The sequence below is a fragment of the Methanosphaera sp. BMS genome, assembly GCF_003268005.1.
Classification (GTDB): Archaea; Methanobacteriota; Methanobacteria; order Methanobacteriales; family Methanobacteriaceae; genus Methanosphaera.
The window spans coordinates 1304997-1329449 of record NZ_CP014213.1; the positions used below are offsets into that span (position 1 = coordinate 1304997).

21 protein-coding genes are annotated in these 24453 nt (G+C 34.5%); 16 read left to right on the plus strand and 5 right to left on the minus strand.

Features of this window, described 5'->3' with window-relative positions:
- Nucleotides 1-6: 6 nt before the first annotated feature.
- From AW729_RS04675 to AW729_RS04725, 11 genes are all read left to right on the plus strand, one after another.
- Nucleotides 7-1848, plus strand: a complete 1842-nt coding sequence (locus tag AW729_RS04675) for a PINc/VapC family ATPase (RefSeq protein ID WP_112124014.1) — start codon at nt 7-9, stop codon at nt 1846-1848.
- A gap of 28 nt (nt 1849-1876) precedes the next feature.
- Nucleotides 1877-2635 (plus strand): sugar phosphate isomerase/epimerase, encoded by a 759-nt coding sequence (locus AW729_RS04680; protein ID WP_112124015.1) that lies wholly within the window; start codon nt 1877-1879, stop codon nt 2633-2635.
- Nucleotides 2636-2647: 12 nt separating this feature from the next.
- Nucleotides 2648-3151: a tRNA-intron lyase gene (gene endA / locus AW729_RS04685; protein ID WP_112124016.1), complete on the plus strand. Its 504-nt coding sequence runs from the start codon at nt 2648-2650 to the stop codon at nt 3149-3151.
- 177 nt (nt 3152-3328) lie between these two features.
- Complete coding sequence (locus AW729_RS04690) at nt 3329-4417, plus strand: tryptophan--tRNA ligase (RefSeq protein ID WP_112125235.1); 1089 nt, start codon at nt 3329-3331, stop codon at nt 4415-4417.
- 79 nt (nt 4418-4496) lie between these two features.
- On the plus strand, nt 4497-5117 hold the full coding sequence (locus AW729_RS04695) for a stage II sporulation protein M (protein ID WP_162685795.1): 621 nt from the start codon (nt 4497-4499) through the stop codon (nt 5115-5117).
- 309 nt (nt 5118-5426) lie between these two features.
- Complete coding sequence (locus AW729_RS04700; RefSeq protein ID WP_112124018.1) at nt 5427-7034, plus strand: DUF6508 domain-containing protein; 1608 nt, start codon at nt 5427-5429, stop codon at nt 7032-7034.
- A 392-nt stretch (nt 7035-7426) separates the two neighbouring features.
- Nucleotides 7427-8050 (plus strand): cobalt transporter CbiM, encoded by a 624-nt coding sequence (gene cbiM, locus AW729_RS04705; protein ID WP_112124019.1) that lies wholly within the window; start codon nt 7427-7429, stop codon nt 8048-8050.
- A gap of 4 nt (nt 8051-8054) precedes the next feature.
- A complete protein-coding gene (locus tag AW729_RS04710) occupies nt 8055-8357 on the plus strand; it encodes a PDGLE domain-containing protein (RefSeq protein WP_112124020.1) in 303 nt (100 codons plus the stop codon).
- 170 nt (nt 8358-8527) lie between these two features.
- Complete coding sequence (gene cbiQ, locus AW729_RS04715) at nt 8528-9322, plus strand: cobalt ECF transporter T component CbiQ (RefSeq protein WP_112124021.1); 795 nt, start codon at nt 8528-8530, stop codon at nt 9320-9322.
- 174 nt (nt 9323-9496) lie between these two features.
- Nucleotides 9497-10240, plus strand: a complete 744-nt coding sequence (locus tag AW729_RS04720) for a hypothetical protein (RefSeq protein WP_112124022.1) — start codon at nt 9497-9499, stop codon at nt 10238-10240.
- A 481-nt stretch (nt 10241-10721) separates the two neighbouring features.
- Nucleotides 10722-11819 carry a GTP-binding protein gene (locus tag AW729_RS04725; protein WP_112124023.1) on the plus strand — a complete coding sequence of 366 codons (1098 nt, stop codon included), beginning with the start codon at nt 10722-10724 and terminating at the stop codon, nt 11817-11819.
- 998 nt (nt 11820-12817) lie between these two features.
- Here AW729_RS04725 and AW729_RS04730 read toward each other — a convergent pair.
- A complete protein-coding gene (locus tag AW729_RS04730; protein WP_112124024.1) occupies nt 12818-13528 on the minus strand; it encodes a 6-hydroxymethylpterin diphosphokinase MptE-like protein in 711 nt (236 codons plus the stop codon).
- Nucleotides 13529-13754: 226 nt separating this feature from the next.
- Between AW729_RS04730 and AW729_RS04735 the strand changes: the two genes are divergently transcribed.
- The 3 genes from AW729_RS04735 (at nt 13755) to AW729_RS04745 (ending at nt 16695) form a co-directional block, all read left to right on the plus strand.
- Nucleotides 13755-14906 (plus strand): alanine--glyoxylate aminotransferase family protein, encoded by a 1152-nt coding sequence (locus AW729_RS04735; protein ID WP_112124025.1) that lies wholly within the window; start codon nt 13755-13757, stop codon nt 14904-14906.
- Between the two features lie 213 nt (nt 14907-15119).
- A complete protein-coding gene (locus AW729_RS04740; protein ID WP_112124026.1) occupies nt 15120-16343 on the plus strand; it encodes an ammonium transporter in 1224 nt (407 codons plus the stop codon).
- A gap of 13 nt (nt 16344-16356) precedes the next feature.
- Nucleotides 16357-16695, plus strand: coding sequence for a P-II family nitrogen regulator (locus tag AW729_RS04745; protein WP_112124027.1), 339 nt, complete (start codon nt 16357-16359; stop codon nt 16693-16695).
- A 160-nt stretch (nt 16696-16855) separates the two neighbouring features.
- Here the strand turns inward: AW729_RS04745 and npdG are convergent, their stop codons facing one another.
- The 3 genes from npdG to AW729_RS04760 form a co-directional block, all read right to left on the minus strand.
- Nucleotides 16856-17542 carry an NADPH-dependent F420 reductase gene (npdG, locus tag AW729_RS04750; protein WP_112124028.1) on the minus strand — a complete coding sequence of 229 codons (687 nt, stop codon included), beginning with the start codon at nt 17540-17542 and terminating at the stop codon, nt 16856-16858.
- Nucleotides 17543-17829: 287 nt separating this feature from the next.
- Nucleotides 17830-18780, minus strand: coding sequence for a malate dehydrogenase (locus AW729_RS04755; RefSeq protein ID WP_112124029.1), 951 nt, complete (start codon nt 18778-18780; stop codon nt 17830-17832).
- A 219-nt stretch (nt 18781-18999) separates the two neighbouring features.
- Nucleotides 19000-19566 carry a HEAT repeat domain-containing protein gene (locus tag AW729_RS04760; RefSeq protein ID WP_112124030.1) on the minus strand — a complete coding sequence of 189 codons (567 nt, stop codon included), beginning with the start codon at nt 19564-19566 and terminating at the stop codon, nt 19000-19002.
- A gap of 292 nt (nt 19567-19858) precedes the next feature.
- Here AW729_RS04760 and AW729_RS04765 point away from each other — a divergent pair, with 292 nt between their 5' ends.
- A complete protein-coding gene (locus AW729_RS04765; RefSeq protein ID WP_112124031.1) occupies nt 19859-20830 on the plus strand; it encodes an isocitrate/isopropylmalate dehydrogenase family protein in 972 nt (323 codons plus the stop codon).
- A 312-nt stretch (nt 20831-21142) separates the two neighbouring features.
- The gene (gene fbp / locus AW729_RS04770) at nt 21143-22237 is read left to right on the plus strand and encodes a fructose-1,6-bisphosphate aldolase/phosphatase (protein WP_112124032.1); all 1095 of its coding nucleotides are present in this window, start codon (nt 21143-21145) and stop codon (nt 22235-22237) included.
- A gap of 724 nt (nt 22238-22961) precedes the next feature.
- On the opposite strand, the gene AW729_RS04775 is transcribed toward fbp, so the two are convergent.
- Nucleotides 22962-24437, minus strand: a complete 1476-nt coding sequence (locus AW729_RS04775; protein WP_112124033.1) for a homoserine O-acetyltransferase — start codon at nt 24435-24437, stop codon at nt 22962-22964.
- Nucleotides 24438-24453 lie beyond the last annotated feature (16 nt).

Genomic DNA, 24453 nt, shown 5'->3' on the forward strand with positions numbered 1-24453 from the left:
TAATCCATGAAAATTGTACCTGATACCAGCATTATTATAGATCAAATGCTTACCAAACTGATAGAGGATTGTTTTGAAAATGCGGAAGTGCTGATACCGGAGGCCGTGCAGTCAGAGATTGAAAACCATGCAAACAGAAGAAAGGATATTGGATATAGTGGTATTGATGAGCTAAAGAGGCTGCGTACCCTTGCTGATGAGGGAGTTATTGACCTTAAGTATGTCGGCAGACGTCCACAGTTGGATGAGGTTTCACTTGCACGCGGTGGTGAAATAGATGCGATGATCAGGGATATTGCAAGAAAACACAACGCCACCCTGGTTACCAGTGACAGACTTCAAAGTCAGATAGCAGAGGCACAGGGCATTGACACATACTTCTACCAGAAGCAGGCCCCGCAAATTGTTAAAACCGAACTTGAGAAGTACTTTGCAGATGACATATCAAGCATACATCTTAGGGAAAATACCGTGCCAATGGCCAAGCGTGGAAAGCCCGGTCAAATCGAGTTGATTGAACTTGACTATGTTCCGCTTAGATATAATGACCTTGACAGGATAACGAATGAACTGTTGGCTCAGACCCAGCTTAGACAGGACGCATTTATTGAAATAGAAAAAAATGGAGTGAAAGTCATTCAATTCGGCAATTTAAGAGTAACTGTTGCCAAACGTCCATTTGCGGATGGATTTGAGATAACTGCCATTAAACCTGTTAACAGGCTTGACTTGATAGACTACGACGTTTCCGAGAAGTTGCTTAAAAGATTATCCGATGAGGCTAAGGGAATACTTGTAGCAGGTTCTCCAGGTGCGGGTAAGTCAACCTTTGCCCAGGCTTTGGCGGAATATTATCATTATGATTTGGAAAAGATTGTTAAGACCATGGAAAATCCTAGGGACTTGAATCTTGATGATAACATTACACAGTATGCTCCACTGGAGGGAAGCATGGAGGATACGGCTGACATACTTCTTCTTGTGAGGCCGGACTTCACTTTGTTTGATGAGGTTAGAAAGACCCGTGACTTTGAAATATACTCAGATATGAGACTTGCGGGTGTGGGAATGATTGGAATTGTCCATGCTACACGTGCAATTGATGCAATTCAAAGATTTCTGGGACGATTGGAGTTGGGTGTCATCCCATCTGTCATCGATACTACAATCTATATAGAGGATGGTGAGATTAGATCAGTCTACTCCATTGAACTGACAGTCAAGGTGCCTACCGGTATGATTGAGGCTGACTTGGCAAGGCCTGTTATAGAAATAAAGGATTTGGAAACTGAGGAATTGCTGTATGAAATATATACATATGGTGAACAGACAATCGTGATGAACGTCAACAAGCCGAAGGATTCAAATAAGGAGGACAAGTCATCAGTTGACAAGATTGTAACCCGTGTCATTAGAAATGAAATTTACAGGATAGTGCCTAACGTGGCTGTTGAGATATCACTGTTGTCAAATAACCGTGCACTTGTAGAGATTGACCCTGAATATGCAGGTACCATTATAGGCAAGAACGGCAAGACAATAGAGAAAATAGAGGAAAGAGCCGGTATAAGCATTGAAGTGCAGGACTTGGAAGTCAAGGAAATTGAGGACAAGAAGATTATCCCTGTAAGCATTTCCGGCAACTATATCTCACTTAACTTTAGAAAAGAGGATATTGGTGCAAGTTATGATATCATAGTTGAAGGAGAGTATCTTTTTACCGCTACTGTTGGTAAAAAGGCCAATATCAGACTTAAAAGAAATATTGAGATGGGCGAGATTATCATCAAAGCCATGAAAAAGGATGAACCGGTATATGCCAGACTAAGAAATGAGGACTTTTATTAAGCATTGAATTATTCGGGAGATTATTATTATGAAATTCAGTATTTCAACTCATGGATTGTATCCTGCAAAGATTGAAAATGTTTTGGAGTTTATTGACAGGGTTCACTTCAGGTATTTGGAGATTGTTAAGGAATATCCATATTATGATGTGACAAGCGATGACCTATCAAGTTATGATATTAACTGCAGCATTCACTCACCAATCAGTGACATTAACATAGCAAGCCATATGGACAAAATCAGGGAGGCTTCAATCAGGGAGATTGAAGATTCCTTCAGGATGGCCAATGATATCAATGCCGAATGTGTCGTGGTTCATCCGGGTACAATTTCTTCGATGGCATATAAGTTTACCGATAAGATTTTGGAGTACAACACGGACAGCCTAGTTAAGTGTCAACGACTTGCCGAGGAGTATGGCGTCAGGATGTGTCTTGAAAACATGCCCTTGGTTGATGGACTGCTGTACTCGAATATTGATGCCCTCTTTGAGTTTGTTGAACAGACACTTCACTGTGACATTTGTATGGACGTGGGACATGCATATACCAATGCATTCGGCGTTGATGAGATGTTCAAATCAAGTGATATCCGTCACGTGCATCTTAGCGACAATGACGGCTCATATGATATGCATGACGCGTTAGGCTCCGGGGATATTGACTTTGTAGGGGTATTTGACACTCTTGAAAGGATTAAATATGACGGCATATGTGTCATTGAGGTTAAAAGTCTTGCCAATGTATATAAGAGCATTGACTATTTGAAGAGTATTGAAAGGATTTAGGTGTTTATTATGATGAATTCTATTTTAAAGGATGACCGTGTAATAGTTATTGATGAACATGCCCATAACCTATATAATAAGCGTTATTATGGTAACCTTACCAATATCGGACTGGAGTTATCACTCATTGAAGCATTGTATCTTTTAAACAAGGACAAGATACTTATCTTTGATGGTGAAAACATCGTTGATGAAAAACGTTTGACTGGCATCATAAAGGACAGGCATATCTATTCCCATTATCTTGTCTATAGTGACCTTCGTACACGCGGCTATATCATCAAGACCGGATTTAAGTATGGAAGTGACTTCAGGATATATGAGCGTGGACATAGCCCCGGTGACGGTCATTCCAGTTTTCTTGTGAAGATTTTGTCAGAGGAACAGAACATTAATGTCACTGACTTTTCAAGCTATGTTCGTGTAGCTCATGGTGTCCGTAAGACTTTGCTGTTGGCTGTTGTTGATGACGAGTATGACATTACCTATTATAATGTTGAATGGACAAGGCCGTAACAGGTTTGTAGAGTGTTAAAAAGAATGGGATTTTACTTGGAAAGAATAATCTCAAAAAGCGAAAATGTAAAAAGGATTATTTGAAAGAAATAATTATTAAAGAAAAATCTAAAAAAATATATTATGACATATTAATATTATCTTTGAAATTAGTTTAAGGAGTGTTTTAATTTGAATATGATTGATCCATGGGGTTCTTCCATCATTGACTATGAGAAGCTCACACAACAGTTTGGTATAAAGGCATTTAAGGATGTTGTAGGTGACATTCCGGATGCCAGTAAATTGATGACCAGAGGAATCATCTTTGGTCATAGGGATTATGAAAAGATAACCGATGCATTGAATAACAACAAGAAATTTGCTACCATGACCGGTATGATGCCCAGCGGCCGTATGCATATCGGACATAAGATGGTTGTGGATCAGCTTAAGTGGTATCAGTCCATGGGCTCTGACATCTACCTGTCAATTGCGGATATGGAGGCATATGCTGCACGTAACATAAACAAGGAGGAGTCAAGACGCCTTGCATTGGAGGAGTACATCGTCAATTATATTGCATTGGGCCTTGATGTTACAAGGGATAACTTCCATTTGTATCTGCAATCGGAAAATGATGACGTTAAAAACCTGGCGTATCTGATTGGTAAGAAGATTACATTTAGCCAGATGCGTAGTATCTACGGTTTTGACAACAGTACCAACATATCTCATATCTACACGCCGCTTTTGCAGGTAGCCGACATTTTGCATCCACAACTGGAGGAACATGGCGGTCCTAAACCCGTCATTGTACCTGTCGGTCCCGACCAGGACCCACATATAAGACTTACAAGGGACATTGCGGCAAAGTTTAATGAAGAGTACTCCTTTGTTGAGCCGTCAGCTACGTTCCACCGCTTCATGACCGGCCTTACGGGAGAGAAGATGAGCAGCAGCAAACCTAAAACCGCAATATACTTAACCGATACTGTTAAGGATGCTGTTAAAAAGACCAAAAGTGCCAAGACGGGCGGACGTGACAGTCTTAAAGAGCAGAAGGAACTTGGAGGACAGCCGGATAAGTGTTCAATATATGAGTTGCTTGTATACCATCTGGTGGATGATGACAGTAAACTGGAAGAAATCAAGGACAAATGTCTCAATGGTGAAATTCTCTGTGGCGAGTGTAAGGCATGTGCCTGTGAGCTGTTAGAGAAAATGTTTGAAGACTTGAACTCAAAAAGAAGCGAAGCCGAAGAGATTGCCGAAAACCTACTGTAAGCAGAATTAAAGCAATGGCTTCAGGTAAAGTTTATTAATTATTATCTACTAAAAGGTTATTATTAACGAAGTGATGAATGTGAATGTGAATATTAAAAAGATAAGTGTTGACTATTTTAACAGAATGAAGTATTACTGTTTATTATCAATGGTGATTTTTGTTGCATTTCTTCTGTTATCATACTTTTATCCATCATTCTTTAGTAGCATAATGAGTCAGGCTCTGCAGAACATGCGTGATGGTGTAACTAATGGACAGATACTTCTTGAGACAACGTCATTATTTATAAATAACTTTACGGTTGCTCTAAACATTTATACCAGCGGCATCTACCTGAGCATTCCGTCACTTTATCTGCTGGCATATAATGCGGCCATGGTCGGTTATACAGGTGCCAGTTTGCCATTGAATTACTTCTTGGCCTACACCCTGCCACATGGTATCTTTGAGTTGACTGCCATCATATTATCTGGTGCTGCCAGTTTCAGGTTGACTCATGGAATCCTAAAGTTATTTGCGGGAATCAACTTCAAGGTGGAAAATAAGGGGGAATATTTCTTCAGGAATGCCGAGAATTGTCTGATGATGATTGTTGACAGTGCCGTGCTTATGGTTATAATCGCGGTATTGCTTCTTGTTGCGGCATTTATTGAAGCCAATATCACGTTGGGCATTGGCCAATTTGTTACGGGTATCTGATAGTTTTAGAGTTGACTTCTGATGTTTTACTTCGAAATAATCCCCTTCCGCTTTATCTTTTTTAAAATGAATTATTTTATATGAATATGACTTTCCTTTTTAGATGAGATATTTTCATTTATAAATGATAAGTAAATTATAACTTGTAAGTTATAACTTATAACATATAATAATTATTAATTAGTTGATTATAGTTAAGAGTAAAATTAATTAAAATAGCCATATTTTTAAATATTAAATTAGAAATAAAATTAATTATAAATAATAATAAATTATATACTTTGAAAATTACTAAAAAAGGTGTTTATAATGGTTGAAGAATTAGAGGAAATATGGACAAATTATGATAGACAAACCGTATTTAATTATGTTGAAACAAGATTACACCATTACTTATTTACTAAAATATTTAAAGATGAAGCAGAAATAATGGGTAAAATCATCGAAATATCACAACAGGAACTTACAGGATTTAAATTAGCATACTTCTTAAACATTCCTGAAACAAAGTACATCATAGAAAACTTCGATGAACTTGAAGAATACCTTGCAGATAAGGATACCACCGAAAAACCATACTCCAGCATACTTCAGGTAATCAAATACATGTTTGAAAACGTTAAAAACAGTGATGCAAACAAGGTTGAAAACACGAACTTTGACGGGGATAAACTGGCATGCATCAACTCAACGATTCTGGACAACAAGAAGAAAATCAGCCAAATACTTAAAAGCGACCTGATGGCAGATTGCCAAGTGCCTGATATCGTAGACTTATACCTTCTTGAAGAGGCATGTAAGGCCAGTGATGAAATATACAACCTTGCAAAATCATATGAGGTTTATGATGAGCTATTTGTTTTCCCATCCAAAATGGAGCTGTACAATACCATCACGACAAACATCCTAACGGCACTAAGCAATGACAAACTATTTGAATTGTACGTACTTTTAAATACCTTGGAGGTACTTGAAACCACAAAAGGTACAATTACATTCCAGAAAGCAGGGGTATCCGAACTGGCCGAATACTACTACCAGGTAGAGGAAAATTCCATGGAACACACCACTGTTATGCAGATATTCTTCCATGACTTGCCTGAAGAGTTAAGTGCCAAGTTCAAACCGCTGCTCAAATATCCATACATCTGTCTACGTATGACAAACTCGGTAAAGGCACAGAACTTGACACGTGTAAGTTATTTGTTACTTGAAATTGAAAGAATTACGGATAACCAAATCAAGTATAAGTGTAAGGCTACTGAGGATATTCGTAACATTCTCGTTGTATGGGATCACCGTCTGTTCAATGATGAAAAGTCACACATCAAGGTACTTGACTACAAGACACTACAGATGGGACTTAACAAATCATTCGGTAACATCTTCAAATTCCCTAACATCGAAAACGTGGATGCAATCCTTGAATACCTGCCATACTTTGAAGATACGACAAACGAGTTTGTAAGAATCGAAAACGGTCAACGCTATTATGACGATGAGGCGGACTTCTTCAAGGATGACATCTATCAGGAAAACATCTACAGGACATATGACAACCTCAAGGATTGGGAGGAAAAAGGTTGGAATTACATCAACAACCATGAGCTAATCAAAAGGCTTGATCTTATCACAATCCAGAAGATTATCTATCTAATCATGCAGAAGGAAAATACCAGGCCAGGATTTTTAGGTAAGCTTATGGAAGACGGTACCGTTTTAACCATCCTCAGAAGGTTAAAGGAAATCAGGGACATCAACAAAAGTGAAATTACAGAACTCTATTCACCATATAAGAAACTCAAATGTTGTCCTATACACGATCCGGACTTCTATGCTGAGAAGGAAAAAGAGATGGATGGTCTTGTATCACGTCAGTCAGAGGAATTCTCTGAAGATGAGCTGAACGTTAAATAACCACCATAATTTCTTTCTTTTTTTATTTTAAAAATATTCATTGCTTATTATAACTATTTTTTATCGTTGGATTTCAAATATGTTCAATAATTGTTTATAAATGTAAATTCCCATTTGAGTTTTTCATAACATGTTAAAAAAACGTATTACTTTTATCTTTGACCATTTATATAATAGTATTACAATAATACGAGTATATAAAGCTTATTTTAAAAAAGTATTACCTATTGACCTTATTTTCTTCAAAAATCCATGAAAAATAGCTCATTTATCAAATACTTTATATATAATAAAAATAAAATATATTATATGACAATGAGTAATACGAATTAATAATTTTATATTACTATTATCAAATCTTTAAAGAAAAAAATTTTCAAGGAGTAAATAAAATGCACATAGGTGATGGTTATCTCTCACTTCCAATTGACATAATCACATATATCATTGCAATCGTTGCATTGTATTTCGCATTCAAATGGAGCAGAGAAAACCTAGATGAAAAATACATACCATTACTTGCAGTGCTTGCCGCAGGAATATTTGCAATCCAATCATTTAACCTACCGGTACCATTTGGTTCAAGTGGTCATCTACTGGGTGCCGCATTGGTTGCAATCATATTCTGTAGCCCATATGCTGCAATAATAGTATTAAGTGTAGTGCTTATATTACAAGCATTGTTCTTCGGTGACGGAGGAATAACTACACTAGGAGCAAACATATTAAACATGGCAATAGTAGGTGGATTTGTAGGATTCTACGGATTTGACTTCTTAAAAGACAAAATCGGAAAATACCCAAGCATATTCATAGCCGCTTGGGCCGGTTGTTTTATAGCTGCCCTTGTAGCTGCTGTCGAAATGGCTTTAAGCGGAACATTCCCACTTGACTTAGGATTGTTCTACATGGGTGGATACCATGCAATGATAGGATTTATCGAAGCAATCATTACAGTAGTCATAATCAAAGGATTAGAATCTGTAAGACCAGACTTATTAGCTTGGAATAGGTGATAATATGGAAGCAAAACATGTATACATAGGAATATTCGCAATAGCATTAATTGTATGTGTCTTATCACCATTTTTAGCTTCAGGTGATCCTGATGGTTTAGAAGCATCAGCAGAACATATTGGTGAAACTCACGATGCCGCTATAGCAGCATTAGAAGCTGAACCTGTAGTAGCTCCAGTCATGCCTGATTATACATTTGAAGGCATGGAAGATAATCCTCTAGTAGGTGTGGCCTGTCTGATATTTGGAGCCATCCTGACTGTAGCCTTAGCTTACGGAGTATTCTACGTAATAACAAAAAAATAGTATAAATGATATTTATACTCCCTAAACCCCTTTCCTTTTAATAACTGATATTACAAAAACAGTTAATAAGATTATACAATTTAATTGAAAGATTATCCATCATATTGACAGAATATAATATATAACTAAAAAGACATAATTAACTACTGACAACAACAGGGAGTAATGACATGGTAAGTGCAAGTGCATTAATGGAACAGGAACTTTTATCCAGTAAAGACAGCATTCTACACAACATCGACAGTAGGATTAAACTTATAGTCCTAATATTGACTATACTAGCTGCGGTTACAACAACAAACTACACGATTCTTGTCATACTTGAGCTATACCTTATAGCATTGGTTATCATTGCCAAGATACCCCTCAAGCAGGCATTTATCAAGGTACTTGTAATACTGCCCTTCGGATTATTCATTGCATTATTTCAGCCGTTTATCCAGCCAGGAGATGTATTGTACACGTTACCGTTTGGAATCAATATAACACTGCAGGGTCTTCAATTTGCACAGCTTCTGTTGTCACGATTGGTGATAAGCATAACGGCCATCGTGTTATTCTCATTTATTACCCCAATGAACAGTATTGCAGAGGCATTCAGAAGGTTGCATATGCCAAATGAATTTGCAATGATTTTTTCATTGTTCGTCAGGTTCATATTCCTGTTTTATGATGAATTCGAAAGTATTCGGCAGGCACAAAACAGCAGATGCTTCAGCCTATCAAACAATACGCCATACCTGTGGAAGGTCAAACAGGTCGGATACGTATTTCTGATGATGTTTATTCGTTCATATGAACGTGGAGAAAGCGTGTACAACAGTATGGCAAGCAGAGGATATAGTGCCAGCAGTACAATATATTATAAGGATGAACGATTATCCCTAAACAGCATATTATACCTGCTTATTCCGGTAGTACTCATCATAGCATTAAATGTCTTGAATTATCTGCATATAATTTAAGGCCTTCTATTTTTTCCATAATTATTTTTTTAGATTAGAAAGAAAACAAATAATAACTTTTTTAAATATCAAATTACATATAGTATAATCAATAATAAATGGTAATTATTTTATCAAAAATAGAATAAGATTACATTAAACCATAATTTCAAAGACCAATCAGGTGAAAATAAAATGGAATCCATAATTAAATTAGACGACGTTAGAGTAAATACATGGGAAATGGGTAAAGTTAGAGCAGAAGTTAAAAATGCAGATGGAGTACCCTTAAACGGTAGGGCAATTGTTAAAATCAATCATATTTCACGTATCCAGGGATATGTTGTAAACGGCATATTTGAAGAGGAACACGATTTTTCAGATTTATATGATGACGAATATGACTTATACATGATTTACGGTGGAACAGAACACTCTGATCCTGCTGATGCTACTGCAAAGTTATATTTAAATCATGACAAACCAGTTGAAGTATCATTATTTGACCTGCAGAATGCCTGTTACAGATTAACCAAATGGATTGATGTAAACAAAAAACTACCTGGTAAAATAGCTATTAAAAAGGATCAGATAAGCATTGGAAACCTATTATATGCACTTGCATCAAGCATTACAAAGTTAAATGATGATGACCGCTCCAATATTATGATTACCAAATTCAACCCACCTAAAGTATCCAGTGAAAACATCACAGAAGAGATTCAGTTAACTCAGGACGAATATGTTTCAATAGCTGATGAGATTGTTTCAACAATGAACGATACCAAGGATAGCCCAGCCTATGTTGAAGTCAACGGTGAAAAGCTCGGATTTATGAACTTGATTTACACGTTCTGTAAAATCGTGTCTAACAGTTCCGAAAATGGATTGATATCCAGCGTATACATTAGACCTTGGAAGGATATTGTAGCAAAATGATTATTTTAATTCATTAACCCTTTTTTAATCTTTTTTTCATCTAATTTTTAATGTAGTTTCAATTATAGTGCATTCATCTCAACTTTTTGAATATGAATATCGGCTTGCATATTTTAAAATTAGATGGACAAACTGCAGATTTCACATGTAATATTTTTCCGTGATTAATAGTGGCACTTTTATTAAAGACAACATTGATAATTCACCATAGAAGCCCATCAAAATACCATATCGTAATAGCCAATTGAAACATAATCAAATAGCTAAGAAAATTTAGATAATTGGATGATATACATATGCATATTAATGTATACATATCAATATTTTTAAGAAAAAATAGGAAAATAAGAAAATACCAACAGGAATATTAGTTAATAATATTAAGAATAAAATACAAAAAGATAACATAAAGTGGATATTTAAAAATTATATTTAAACTGATTTTAATTTAAAATTAATAAAACTTATTTAGTGTGATAAAATGTCAGCAGCAGAAGATAGAATTAAAGAGATTGAGGCAGAAATTAAGAAAACTCAAAAGAATAAGGCAACATCACACCATATAGGTAAGCTTAAGGCCCAAATAGCACAGCTTAAAGAAAAGATTGAAAAACGTAACAGTCAAGGATCCAAGGGAGAAGGTTTCCACGTGAAAAAAAGTGGAGATTCAACTGCGGTACTTTTAGGATTCCCATCAGTGGGTAAATCGACAATCCTAAACTACCTTACAAATGCAAATTCAAAGGTAGGAGCATATGAATTTACAACACTGGACATTGTACCCGGAATAATGAGTTATGAGGACGCTAAGATACAGATACTGGATATTCCAGGAATCATCAAAGGTGCAAGTAAGGGTAAGGGTAAGGGCCGTGAAATATTGTCTGCTACCAGAAACGCGGATTTAATCATCATGGTACTTGACGTGTTCCAGCCGGAACATATGGATGTAATCCTTGAGGAAGTGAGAAATATCGGTGTAAGGCCTAACGAGAAAAAGCCACTGGTAAAGGTATCCAAGAAGAAAATGGGAGGATTAAATATCGTCTCAACTGTACCACTAACTTATATAGATGAAAAGACCATCCATTCAATTTTAAGTGAATACGGTATTCACAGTGCTGATGTGGTTATAAGGGAAGACGTTACAATAGACAGGTTCATCGATGCATTGGAGCCAAACAGGGCATACATACCAATGACAATAGTAGTTAACAAGATAGACCTTGCAAGTGAGGAACACCTTGAAAAGCTACGAAAGAAACTTCCAAATGCACTCTTTGTATCGGCAGACGATGGGATTATGATGGAAGAGATGAAGGAAAGGATATTCGTTGATCTTGACCTGATGAGACTGTACCTTAAGCCGCAGGGTAAGAAGGCTGATATGGATGAACCATTGATTATACGACGGGGTTCAACTATTGAGGATGTTGCTCGTAAATTACACAGGGATTTTGTCAAGAACTTCAAATACGCTAAGGTATGGGGTAAATCGGTTAAATTCCCTGGTCAAAAAGTGGGATTGGACCATGTACTTGAAGATCATGACATCGTAAGAATCATCATTAAAAAATAATATTTCAAATTAAAGAAATGTTAAACACTTTTAATGTAATCTTTACAAAATATTGGGTAGCATATATATTATATAATGAGTATATAATTAATTGTACCCACAAGAATTTTTATTATTAAAAATTGTGATTTCATCATATAATTGTCTATATAAAAAAATTATATAGAATCACAGTTTATTTTTATCTTATTTTTAGAAACTTTAAACCAATTTATATATAAATTATTCTGTTATTATTACTTTTTCAATCCATTATGAGTTATCTTGTCCGAATTGATTATGGATGTTTTATCACACAGGCTAAGCACTTATTTTACCGATTTTAAACTAGGATCAGTATGCAATACTTTGCTAAGTGACATTTCACCAAACTAATGATACATGACAACACATAGTTTAGATAGTAAAAATTTAGAAAAATCCAATTGTTAAAAATAGGTCTTGTTATTACGAACTTTTAAAAACATTGGATTGAAAATAAGCAAAATGTTAAGTAAAACTTAATTAATTTTATATGATAGTTTATGTAAATAATTAATTGTACCCACAGAAACATATAATTACATTTGTGATAAATATAATTCTTCACTAAATTATACTAGTCACAAATTCTTTTTATTAAACTTTTTTTATAAAGCATGTTTTAATTCATTCAACACTAATTTTAACGAATATTTTATTATATTATAAGCTTATTCTATAAATACACAATTTAAATTTAATTTAATAAATGTTAAGTATAGTAAAAAAATAGTTCAAGTAGCTACGAAGCTTTAATTTTCATAGAATAGAAATAATCGAAATTTAAGAGTAAATAAGTTAAGGTTTATATGTTATTTCATTCATATTATATAGTATACCCACAGACATATATAATTTAAAAACTTGTGATTCAATAATTTTTCGTATGATTATTTCAATCACAGTTTTTCATTTTTTTCAAAATCCAAGATTACTAATTTTTAAGTTCAATTACCCGAATACTTGCAGTTGTATTTTCATTTGAGCATTTCAAATTCAATTTGAGGATTGTTTTTTATTAAATCATCGGTTATTCGTCGGGCATAATCCAATTTTAATCTTTTGATATCATCAGCCTTTTCTATCGTTTCTTTATTGTTTGGCCGTGAGTATTTAGTGGTATATTCACCGAAGTCCATACCCGCCAATATGATCTTCTTCATTTTAAGTGCGTATACTGCTATGTGTATTGCACGGTCCCCATCGGTAAATCCGCCATAGTTAACAACATGTCCTATTGGATTTGTTTGTGTTGTGGCAACTACCCTTTCAAGTTGAGGAACATATTTTCTGATTTTATCCATGTTGTCTCCATGTGCATGTACATATATGGTTGATTTGTTTCTGTTTGAGTAGATGATGTCATCCATTTTCCCGTCAAGGTCTGTGACAATAATGTCGGGGATTATCCCTTCTTCAACAAGTGCCGTTGTAGCCCCATCAGCTGCAATTATTATATAATTGTCTTCATCAAGTATGGTTTTAATTGATGATATATGTTTTTTTATTGATGGTCCTGCTCCAAAAATGATACATTTATCCACGCCATGTACATCAACCGTTGTTTTTTGATGAATTAATGAATCAAGCAGTTGTGCAGATATCTCATCGGCCTTCATATCATAGCCAAAATCATCCAATATCCGTTCATACCACTTATCCCAGTTATTGTATTTTACACTTATCATTTGACATCCGAATCCATAGTTTACTTATACTTAGATATATTGATTAATTACTTAAAAAAGATTATTGAAAAAGATTGAGAAAGATTAAAAAGAATGAAAAACATATATAGATATTAATATAGTAAGTTGTTAAATTTTAGATATTGTTGATATTAGTTAAACCAAATAACTAAATAACCTTATTATAGAATTATTTTATTAAAATATCATATTTGGAGGATAACCTATGGAAGATACATTATTAATGATTCCAGGACCAACTACCGTCCCTAAAAGAGTACTTGACGCTATGGCTCAACCTATTACAAACCACCGTGGACCTGTCTATGGTGAAATATTAGCCGAAACTACCGCTATGATGTCAGAAGTGTTCCAAACTGATAATCAGTCATACCTGTTAACAGGATCAGGAACTTCCGCAATGGAAGCAGCTATTGCAAACATTGTCCAGAAAGGAGATAAAGTCATCAATGTCGTCAGTGGTAAATTCGGTGAAAGACTCCAACAACTAACAGAAGTGTTTGGTGGAGAATCAATAGAGGTAACAGTACCATGGGGTCAGGCAGTAGATCCTGAAGAAGTTAGAAAAGCACTTGATGAAAACAATGACGCAAAAGCCGTTACAATGATTCACAATGAAAGTTCAACAGCTGTAGTAAACCCAATTGAAGAGGTAGGTAAAGTATTGAATGATTATGATGCACTATTTGTTGTTGATACAGTTTCATCACTTGCAGGTGACACAGTTAAAGTCGATGACTATGGAATAGACATCTGTCTTAGCGGTTCACAAAAATGTATTGCAGCACCACCTGGTATGGCAGCCATTACAGTAGGCGATGATGCATGGAAAGTCATTGATGAGGTTGACTCACCTACATACTACTTGAACATGAAAAAAATGAGAAAAATGGGAAACAAAAATCCACCTCAGACTCCATATACTCCTAACGTATCATTGACCTATGCTATGAATGAAGCATTAAGCATGGTCTTAGAAGAAGGACTTGATAACCGTATCAAACGTCACCACACAGGTGCTAAAGCAACTCGTGCAGCTGCTGAAGCATTAGGACTTAGCTTGTTTGCCCGTGAAGGTGATCGTTCCAACACATTAACAGCTATCAACATGCCTGAAGGAGTAAGCGATGGTGATCTTCGTGGAACTATGAGAAACAAATACCAAATTGAAATTGCAGGTGGTCAAGATCACCTAAGCGGTAATGTTTTCAGAATTGGTCACATGGGTATTACCGGTTTACATGAATTAGCAATGACATTTACATGCTTGGAAATGACCCTTAAAGAGTTTGGATTTGAATTTGATGCAGGTAGCAGTGTAGCAGCAATTCAAGATGCTTTCAGTAAAAATATGTAATATTTTATACTGATTACCCTTTTTTTATTACTTTTTTTATCGATTTTTGTATTTTTGTTTAATTGTTTTTTGCAATACATTTATATACTATGTAGTTTAAAGTAGTATTATCGGAAGTGTGATTCCGATTTCCGATACTATATAAAATAAATTTAAGAAAAAATAAAAGAAAGAAAACAAACATAATAATAATTAACAAAGGAGGATTAATAAGTGACCACTGAAGCACTACTAAACACAGGAGATACCGCATGGATACTCATATCAACAGCATTAGTAATGATTATGACACTACCCGGTCTAGCATTATTTTACGGAGGGATGAGTAAAAAGAAAAACGTGCTGAACACGATGTTCTTATCATTAATTGCATTTGCAATAGCCTGTGTAATATGGGTATGTTATGGATATCAATTCGCATTTGGAAGTACCATCGGTGGATTTATAGGAATGCCTGCAAATTTCCTATTACAGGGAATACCAATAGACATGATACATCCCGATACTACCATACCCGAATTATTATTTGTTGTATTCCAAGCAACATTTGCGGCAATAACAGTAGCCCTGATAACAGGAGCTATAGTAGGAAGGATGAAAGCAAAAACATGGATATTATTCACAGTAATATGGCTAACACTCGTATATATCCCAGTAGCACACTGGGTATGGGGTGGAGGATGGTTAGCTCAGATGGGTGCATTGGACTTTGCAGGAGGAGCCGTAGTACATCTTAACTCAGGTATAGCTGCTCTTGCGCTGATTATATTATTAGGTCCTCGGAAAGATACAAGATTACTACCTCACCACTTAGGATATGCTGTGATGGGTGCAGCATTACTATGGTTCGGATGGTTCGGATTCAACGGAGGTTCTGCCCTAGCAGCAAATGGACTGGCAGCAAATGCCATGATAACAACAAATACAGCTGCGGCTGTTGCTATGATTACATGGGTACTTATAGATATATTTAAAACAGGAAAACCATCAGTACTCGGTGCAATAACCGGTGCGGTTGCAGGACTAGTTGCAGTAACACCTGCAGCCGGATTTGTAGATGTTCCCGCTTCAATAGTTATCGGTTTTACAACCGTATTTATTTCATACTATTCAATATCATACCTGAAACCAAAACTGGGTTATGATGATGCATTGGATGCATTCGGAGTACATGGAATGAGCGGTACCTGGGGTGCAATACTAACGGGAGTATTCGCTTCACCAGCAATAAACGGTGTTGCAGGACTACTGTATGGAAATCCAACACAACTTGTAATACAGATAATAAGCATAGTGGCAGTAGCCATCTATTCATTCATATTGACTTATGTAATAGCAAAAGTACTTGACAAAACAGTAGGTCTAAGAGTGGATGAAAAAACAGAGATCGACGGATTAGACATGAACGAACATGAAGAGATAGGTTACAGAATATAGGATTAGTGATAATATGAAAGAGATAACTGCGATAATAAGAACGGAACGATTGGATGCTGTTAAAGACTCCCTTGAAGAGATTGATTGTAAGGGTATAACAGTCATGGAAGTTAAAGGTAGAGGAGAACAGCTGGGTGTTGAAGAGAAATATCGTGGAAACAGTTATAGGATTGACTTGCTTCCAAAAATCAAGTTGGTTAGCGTTGTAAAGGATGACCAGGTAGAAACTGCAGTGGAAACAATATGTCAAGCAGCACGCACGGGTCATGTAGGTGATGGTAAGATATTCATCAAAGACATTGAAGAGGTCATCAGAATAAGAACCGGAGAACGTGGCGAAGGTGCATTATAACATTTTTAATACCTGAACTCCCATAACCCCCATTTTTTTAATAAAATATTGAAATAAATAAAAAAATAGATACTCAATATCCACAGAATATTGTTTATAAAACTTTAAATCAAAGAAGGATAACTTTACTATAAAAAAAAGGATATTGGAGAAAAATCAATTATTTTTCATCAAATTGTGGAATTCCAGTTATTCTTAGTCCACCATAGTGGGATTTGTATTTGATATTTAATCCGATAAGCAGTGGTGTGATTTTTTCTACCATACGTGCTTTTTCTAGTTTTCCACAGTCAATGCATCTTACACCTGGTATTTGTTCGATTAGTTCTGCAACTGTCTTTTTAGCGTCATTGTCATCACCTGATATTAAACAGTCACAGTCAATAGGCTCAGGTATGTTTTCCAGGTGTGAATTACTTATGTTGTTAAATGCTGATACTACTTTTACACTAGTTTTTTTGAGTATTTTGGCTGTTCTTTCAGCTGCTGATCCTTCCATTAAGTCAACAAATCTTGCAGGAGAACCACCGATGGCTGTTTCAAGTGGCACTGTTGCATCGATTAGTATTTTATCATCCACAAATTCCTTGATTGAATTTAATGTTGGTTTTTGTGCTGCAAGTGGTACCGTTAATATTAATAGTTCCCCTTCTTTTGCAGCGTCTTCATTTGCCATACCACAAATGTTTATATCATAATCTGATAATAATTCTTTAACTTCCTCTACTTTTGTCAAAGCTTTTTCTTCGGTTCTTGAACCGACTATGATTTCCTCACCAGCTATTGCCAATCTTTTAGCGATGTTTAAACCTTGTGCTCCTGTTCCACCAATAATTGCAACTTTCATATTTATTACCTCATTTTGCTTAAAGATATTAATTGACTACCCATAATTAATAATCAAACTAATTCTTAATTATACTATAAACTTAATATTATATATATTTATCTTTAAATAATTATAAAGAATATATAGACAATGTTTAATATTATGATAATATAAATGAAAATAATATTGATAAAAACAGAAATATTTAATAATGTTATAAAAAAATAGGAAAAAAGATTTGACAATTATCATTATATTATTAATGATTAATAATGAAGAATGAATATATCAAATATAATGATTTATCATAATTCTAATACGTCTTTTATCTTGTATGTACACCTTTTAACGGCACGAGCAGCTTCAAAGAAATCCAATTTTTCATCTTCAGCCATCTTAACCGGCACAATAGTTTGTACCCCTCGTTTACATAAAATTACAGGAACACCCAACGATACATCATATACTCCTTCAACTTCACCTTCCAAATAGGTACTGACACTTAAAATCTTATGTGAATCATTGACAATTGTGGCAATCAAATTTGATATAGCATATGCAGGGCCATACTCTGTAGCACCCTTTTTACTGATTATCTTGTTACCAGCGGATTTAACAGATTTAACCAAGTCATGTATATCCAAATCACTATCTTCTACAAAATATTTCAATGGTATACCACCGATAGTTGTAGAACTCAACAACGGAACCATATGATCGCCGTGTTCACCGATAACCCTCGTATGTATTTCCCCACTGTTGATATTATAATGCTTTGCAAGCATTGTCTTTAACCTAAGGGAATCAAGGTGATTCCCAAGACCGATAACACGTGATTTATCAAATCCACTAGCCTCTAATGCAATTGTTGTCATCACATCAACAGGATTTGTTACTATCAATATTATGCAATCCGGTGCATATACTGCAATGTTTCTGGCATATTCCTCAATAATCTTAGCATTTGGAACGGCCAAGTCAAGTCGACTCATACCCTGTTTACGTGGTGTACCGGAAGTGATTAGAACAATCTCCGAACCTCTTATATCCTCATAGTCATAGGAAGGGGTTAATGTTACATCAATGTTGTCAGCAGATAGTGCATCATACATATCACGTATTTCACCTTTTACTCGTTCATTACTAGTTTTTCTTGAAAACAATACTATTTCATGTATCTGATCTTCCTTAGCCAATTTGAATGCTACATTTTTACCAATCGTACCTGAAGCACCAATAATTGTAATCTTTACCATCTTTTAATCAACCCCTTTAATTTGTTTAAATTTATATATTAATTTTATATATGTAATTCATAATAAAAAAAAGTTTTTATCAAAAGAAATATGAAAGTTTTTTGAAACAAGATTCTCCTGAAAAGAACAATAATAAAAAAATAAGAATAAAAGATATTGGATTACACGATTAAAAATAATAATTAAAAATAAATTCCAAAAAAAGTAGGAGTAGAGAGGTTATTCATTCATTTTATCCAAAGCAGCTTGAGCATTGACCTTGGTAAACCCAGTTTCTTCTATTTCAATTAAATCCTCTAATGCTTTTTTAGCTTCAGGTCCACCTATAGCTCCTAAACCAAGTACACTACCACTTCTTACATAGCTTTTTTCATCTTTTGATGCTTCAATTAGAACATCAAGTGAACTTGGATCAGCAATTTTACTTATAGCCCATACTGCCTGACCACGAGCTCTCCAATCTTCACTTTTAGCTTCCTTATTTAATACTTCAAGAGCATCCGTTCCGTAGTCAGCTAATGCCGTACTTGCATGTCTTCTAACCCATTTGTTATTATCATACAGTAGTTCTGCTAAGACAGGAATACTGCTTGGATCTTTGAAACTTTTAACTATGTCAATTAATGTAACCTTAATATTCTTGTGATAAGGTTTTAATAATTCTTCATGCAAAACTTCAATTTCTTCAGGCATATTCATGGCAACGGTATTTTCTGCCTCTAATCTTACAAAATCATCTAAATCATTTAAGTCTTTGATAGCATTTCTTACATCTTCAGCACTCATAATAATTCCTCATAAAATTTATTAATATTTATCATTATGTTTTTTACTTTTCCTTATACATTAATAGTACTGTAAAGTATATATTTTTAACGAATTGCTTTTATTAACCGAATAGCAAAAATAGAGGCACATCATTATTAAGGAATTGAAATTCCTACATAAGTTATATTAACCTATTAAAGAATATACAATAATATATGCATAATATAAAAGAGATATGCTTTAATCAAGAATTAAAAATGATTAAGAAATTAATTTGTGAAAAATAATATTTATATGAAGGAGAATAATTATGTTTAAAATCACAGTCATACCGGGCGATGGCATAGGTACAGAAGTTATCCAATCAGCCGTTGAAATTCTTGAAACTTTAAATACCAAATTTGACTTTGTTTATCAAGATGCAGGTAAGGATTGCTATGATAAATGTGGTACGAACCTACCATCAGATACCATTGAGTCCTGTAGAATCAGTGATGCCACATTATTTGGTGCTGTTACATCAATACCTCAACAAAAAAGTGCTATAGTAACTCTTAGACGTGAACTTGACCTGTATGTTAACCAAAGACCCATAAGATCATATGAAAAAGAAGACATAAACTTCACGATTATACGTGAAAACTCAGAGGGACTATATGCAAATATTGAGGAAGATCATGGTGATGAATGCATTGCCACTAGAAAAATTACATACAATGGCTGTGAACGCATCATAAAATATGCATTTGAATATGCAAACAAGACTAATAGGAAACGAGTTACAGCAAGCCACAAAGCCAATGTTTTACCCGTAACCGATGGAATTTTCAAGGACACATTCTATAATATTGCAGAGGCCTACAAAAACATTGAATCTGATGATTATTATATAGATGCCACTGCAATGTATTTGATAACCAAACCAGAATACTTTGAGGTCATAGTTACAACAAATTTATTTGGAGACATACTCTCAGATGAAGCAGCCGGAGTTGTCGGTTCCTTGGGATTATTGCCATCAGCAAACATTGGAGATGAAACGGGATTATTTGAACCAGTACATGGCTCAGCACCAGATATTGCAGGCAAAAACAAGGCCAACCCAATAGCAACAATATTATCAAGTGCATTAATGCTTGAATACTTGGGAATAAATAATGAAGCAGAACTAGTTAACAATGCAGTGGAAGATGTTATCAAGGAAGGAAAAGTCAAAACACCCGACCTTGGAGGCAATCACAATACAAACGATATAACAACAGCCATACTCCAAAAAATGTAATATCTTTAAAAAAATAATTCTATAATTCTTCAACAAAATATATTATTAGTATAAAGAACATAAATATAAATATATAATTTATTTATTTAGTTAAAATAATAACAAATGGGCTTTAAAAACAACACACCCATAAGAATAATTAACTTTAGTGAACCCTAAGAACAAAGGGGGATAGCTTGGTTACTTCAATATTTGATAACCCAAGAATTTTCTGTCATATTAGATGGAAAATGTTCATAAATAACTAAAAAATAAGCTAGAAGAATTTTCTAGTAATCAAATGAATATTATTTACCTTGGAGGGTACAATAAATGAAAACAACTGTAAGTATTATTAAAGCAGATATTGGTAGTGTAGGTGGACACGCTGTAACACACCAAGCTCTTAAAGACAAATGTAATGAAATGTTAGCACAAGCTAAAGAAAGTGGATTATTAACTGATTTTTACATAACCAACTGTGGTGACGACATCGATATGATAATGACCCACACCAACGGACCAGACAATGAAGAAGTACACAAATTAGCATTTGATACTTTCATGGCCGGAACTGAAATTGCAAGAGATTTAAAATTATACGGTGCAGGTCAAGACTTATTATCAGACACATTCAGTGGAAACATAAAAGGTATGGGTCCAGGTAGTGCAGAAATTGAATTCAAAGAAAGAGGCTCAGACCCAGTCTTTGCTTACTGTTGTGACAAAACAGAACCAGGAGCATTTAACTTACCATTATTCAGAATGTTTGCAGACCCATTCAATACTGCAGGATTAGTAATCGACCCTACATTACACGGTGGATTCGACTTTGAAGTATATGATGTAATTGAAAACAGAAAAGTTACAATGTCCTGTCCGGATGAAATGTACGACTTATTAGCATTAATCGGTTCAACAGGTAGATATGTAATTAAAAGAATCTTCAGAAGATCAGATGGTGAAATAGCAGCAGCTGTAAGTACCGACAGATTAAACTTAATGGCCGGTAAATACATAGGTAAAGATGACCCAGTTGCAATTGTAAGATCACAATCCGGATTCCCAGCTGGTGGAGAAACATCCGAACCATTCGCATTCCCACACTTAGTAAGTGGATGGATGAGAGGATCACACAACGGTCCTTTAATGCCTTGTGCTGAAGCTGATGCAAGACCTGTAAGATTCGACGGACCACCACGTGTATTAGGACTTGGTTTCCAAGTAAGTAATGCCAGATTAATTGGTCCAGTTGACATGTTTGCAGATCCAGCATTTGATGAAGCAAGAAAAACCGCTACAAAAGTAGCTAACTACATGAGAAGACATGGTCCATTTGAACCTCACAGATTACCTTCTGATGAAATGGAATACACAAGTCTTCCTGGTGTACTAGAAAAACTTGAAGACAGATTTGAAGATATGTAATTTTTTACATATTCATTTTTTTTTATTAGTGACCCCCATATCAACAAAGCAATTTTTACAATTTTTTTATTAGGTTGAAATACATCATTAACTTCAATAATATTTTCTTAATGATTATTAAAACTCATCATAAAATAAACATTAAAAAAATACAAATTCATCATTGAAAAATTAAGTCAACATGGATGTTTCATTAAATTCAACATAACTTTTTTTATGAAACATTACTAAAAATCAATGTCAACATAATTATTTTTAATCATCATTGAATTCATCATAATTACATCATTTCATCATTGAAATGCAACATATTTCATCACTCATAAGTAGAAAAAATTAAAATTCAACATTGAACAATATACCAATAAAATTATATAAAAATAATAAATAATGCTAAAAAAATAGAAATAAATATAAGAGTAACATTAAAATAAGTAAACTTCTGAATCTGAATTTTTTAAGAAAACAACATTAAAACAACATGAAAAAATATAAATTCATCATAAAAAAAGTGAAGTCAACATAATGAAAATATCACTTCAACATAGAAACCTTTAAATACATCAAAGAATAAATAATAAAATATGAAATACAACATGATAAAAATTGACTCAACATTTGATTCCATAGATTACAACAGTCTAGGTCAAATGAAACAAAGAAGTCAACATAAAAAAAATGTCAATATTAAAATCAATAATGATTCAATAAGGAATAAAATATATTAATCCTTATAAATCAAATTAGAGAGATGGGCAGTTGTAATAATACCTATTACATTATTGTCACGATCAATTACAGGTAAACCAGAAATATTGTGTTCTTTAAGCTTGGAAGAGACATCATAAATTGAGTCATCTTCATAACAAGTTAAAACATCTTTAGTCATTATTTCATCAATAGTATCTGAGTCAGTAGCAATTGCTTTAGATAAATCCCAAGCAGTTACTATACCTATCAATTGATTTTTGTCATTAAGTACGGGTATGTGTGTTTTATTCCCATTTAACATTAATTCAGCTGCCTCTTTAATTCCCTGATTCACTGATAGTGTGAGAACTTGTTTAGACATGACATCTTTAACACGAGCCTTTGATAGGAAATTTGATAAGATATAATTCAGTTGACCATTTTCAATAAGAAATGCATCATGACCATATTCAGAATTTAACTTAGAATAGGATACATCGACGTTAAGTGAATTAAGTACCATTACAATTTCTTCAAGTTGTTCTTGTGTATAAAGCCAATCAGATGATATAGATATAATTAGCATACGTGATTTGATATGTTTAAGTCCTTCCTCAAGGGAATTATTAACACGCAAGTCAAAGTAATCCAATGCTTTAGTAAGGTAAAGGTAACTATTGGCGTCGAAGCGTTTAGTAAATGAAAATCCTTGGTGCTTAAGGTAACTTTCAACTTGGAACTCCGTATCAAAGTTGTAGCTAAATTGATCTTTGTCCTGAAGACGTCTACCAAATTTCTCACGCATCGAATCATTACTGAGATAAGTGATATGTCCAATCATTCTTGCTAATGATAATCCATATTCCGGATAGGAATTGGTATTGTAATATTTACCTTGATTCCAAGATGGATCTTCAAGTATTGCTCTACGTTGAACCTCATTAAATGCTATTTGTTGAGTAGTAGAGTAGGCTCCAGCAGCTATTACAATAGCATTGCGTATCATGTGCGGATATGATACCGCCCATTGTAATGTTTGCATACCACCCATTGAACCCCCAATGATAGCAAAGATATATTTAATATCAAGATAGTCTAGTAACTTTTTTTGTGCATTAACCATATCCTTAATGGTGATTATTGGAAAATCCAATGCATAAAAGTCACCTGTATCTGGATTTATGTCACTAGGCCCTGTTGATCCTTTGCAACTGCCGATAACGTTAGAACATATGACAAAATATTTTTTTGTATCTATAGGTTTACCAGGTCCTATTATGGAATTCCACCAGCCAGGCTTTTCATCACCATCATGCCAGCCGGCAGCATGTGCACTTCCGGTAAATGGATGACAAACCAATATTACATTGCTTTTTTCATCATTTAAAGTTCCATATGTTTCATATGCAATTGTAGGTTTTTTTAATTTTGTACCAATTTCCAATTCCAAATCTTCTTCCAAATGACAATATTGTGTTTTTATCATACCTATCGATTTTCCATAGCTCATGTTCTCACCCCTATTA

Coding starts and splice junctions, on each gene's coding strand:
- AW729_RS04675 (WP_112124014.1), top strand. CDS start 7: ATGAAAATTGTACCTGATACCAGCATTATTATAGATCAAATGCTTACC.
- AW729_RS04680 (WP_112124015.1), top strand. CDS start 1,877: ATGAAATTCAGTATTTCAACTCATGGATTGTATCCTGCAAAGATTGAA.
- endA (WP_112124016.1), top strand. CDS start 2,648: ATGAATTCTATTTTAAAGGATGACCGTGTAATAGTTATTGATGAACAT.
- AW729_RS04690 (WP_112125235.1), top strand. CDS start 3,329: ATGATTGATCCATGGGGTTCTTCCATCATTGACTATGAGAAGCTCACA.
- AW729_RS04700 (WP_112124018.1), top strand. CDS start 5,427: ATGGTTGAAGAATTAGAGGAAATATGGACAAATTATGATAGACAAACC.
- cbiM (WP_112124019.1), top strand. CDS start 7,427: ATGCACATAGGTGATGGTTATCTCTCACTTCCAATTGACATAATCACA.
- AW729_RS04710 (WP_112124020.1), top strand. CDS start 8,055: ATGGAAGCAAAACATGTATACATAGGAATATTCGCAATAGCATTAATT.
- cbiQ (WP_112124021.1), top strand. CDS start 8,528: ATGGTAAGTGCAAGTGCATTAATGGAACAGGAACTTTTATCCAGTAAA.
- AW729_RS04720 (WP_112124022.1), top strand. CDS start 9,497: ATGGAATCCATAATTAAATTAGACGACGTTAGAGTAAATACATGGGAA.
- AW729_RS04725 (WP_112124023.1), top strand. CDS start 10,722: ATGTCAGCAGCAGAAGATAGAATTAAAGAGATTGAGGCAGAAATTAAG.
- AW729_RS04730 (WP_112124024.1), bottom strand. CDS start 13,528: ATGATAAGTGTAAAATACAATAACTGGGATAAGTGGTATGAACGGATA.
- AW729_RS04735 (WP_112124025.1), top strand. CDS start 13,755: ATGGAAGATACATTATTAATGATTCCAGGACCAACTACCGTCCCTAAA.
- AW729_RS04745 (WP_112124027.1), top strand. CDS start 16,357: ATGAAAGAGATAACTGCGATAATAAGAACGGAACGATTGGATGCTGTT.
- npdG (WP_112124028.1), bottom strand. CDS start 17,542: ATGAAAGTTGCAATTATTGGTGGAACAGGAGCACAAGGTTTAAACATC.
- AW729_RS04755 (WP_112124029.1), bottom strand. CDS start 18,780: ATGGTAAAGATTACAATTATTGGTGCTTCAGGTACGATTGGTAAAAAT.
- AW729_RS04760 (WP_112124030.1), bottom strand. CDS start 19,566: ATGAGTGCTGAAGATGTAAGAAATGCTATCAAAGACTTAAATGATTTA.
- AW729_RS04765 (WP_112124031.1), top strand. CDS start 19,859: ATGTTTAAAATCACAGTCATACCGGGCGATGGCATAGGTACAGAAGTT.
- fbp (WP_112124032.1), top strand. CDS start 21,143: ATGAAAACAACTGTAAGTATTATTAAAGCAGATATTGGTAGTGTAGGT.
- AW729_RS04775 (WP_112124033.1), bottom strand. CDS start 24,437: ATGAGCTATGGAAAATCGATAGGTATGATAAAAACACAATATTGTCAT.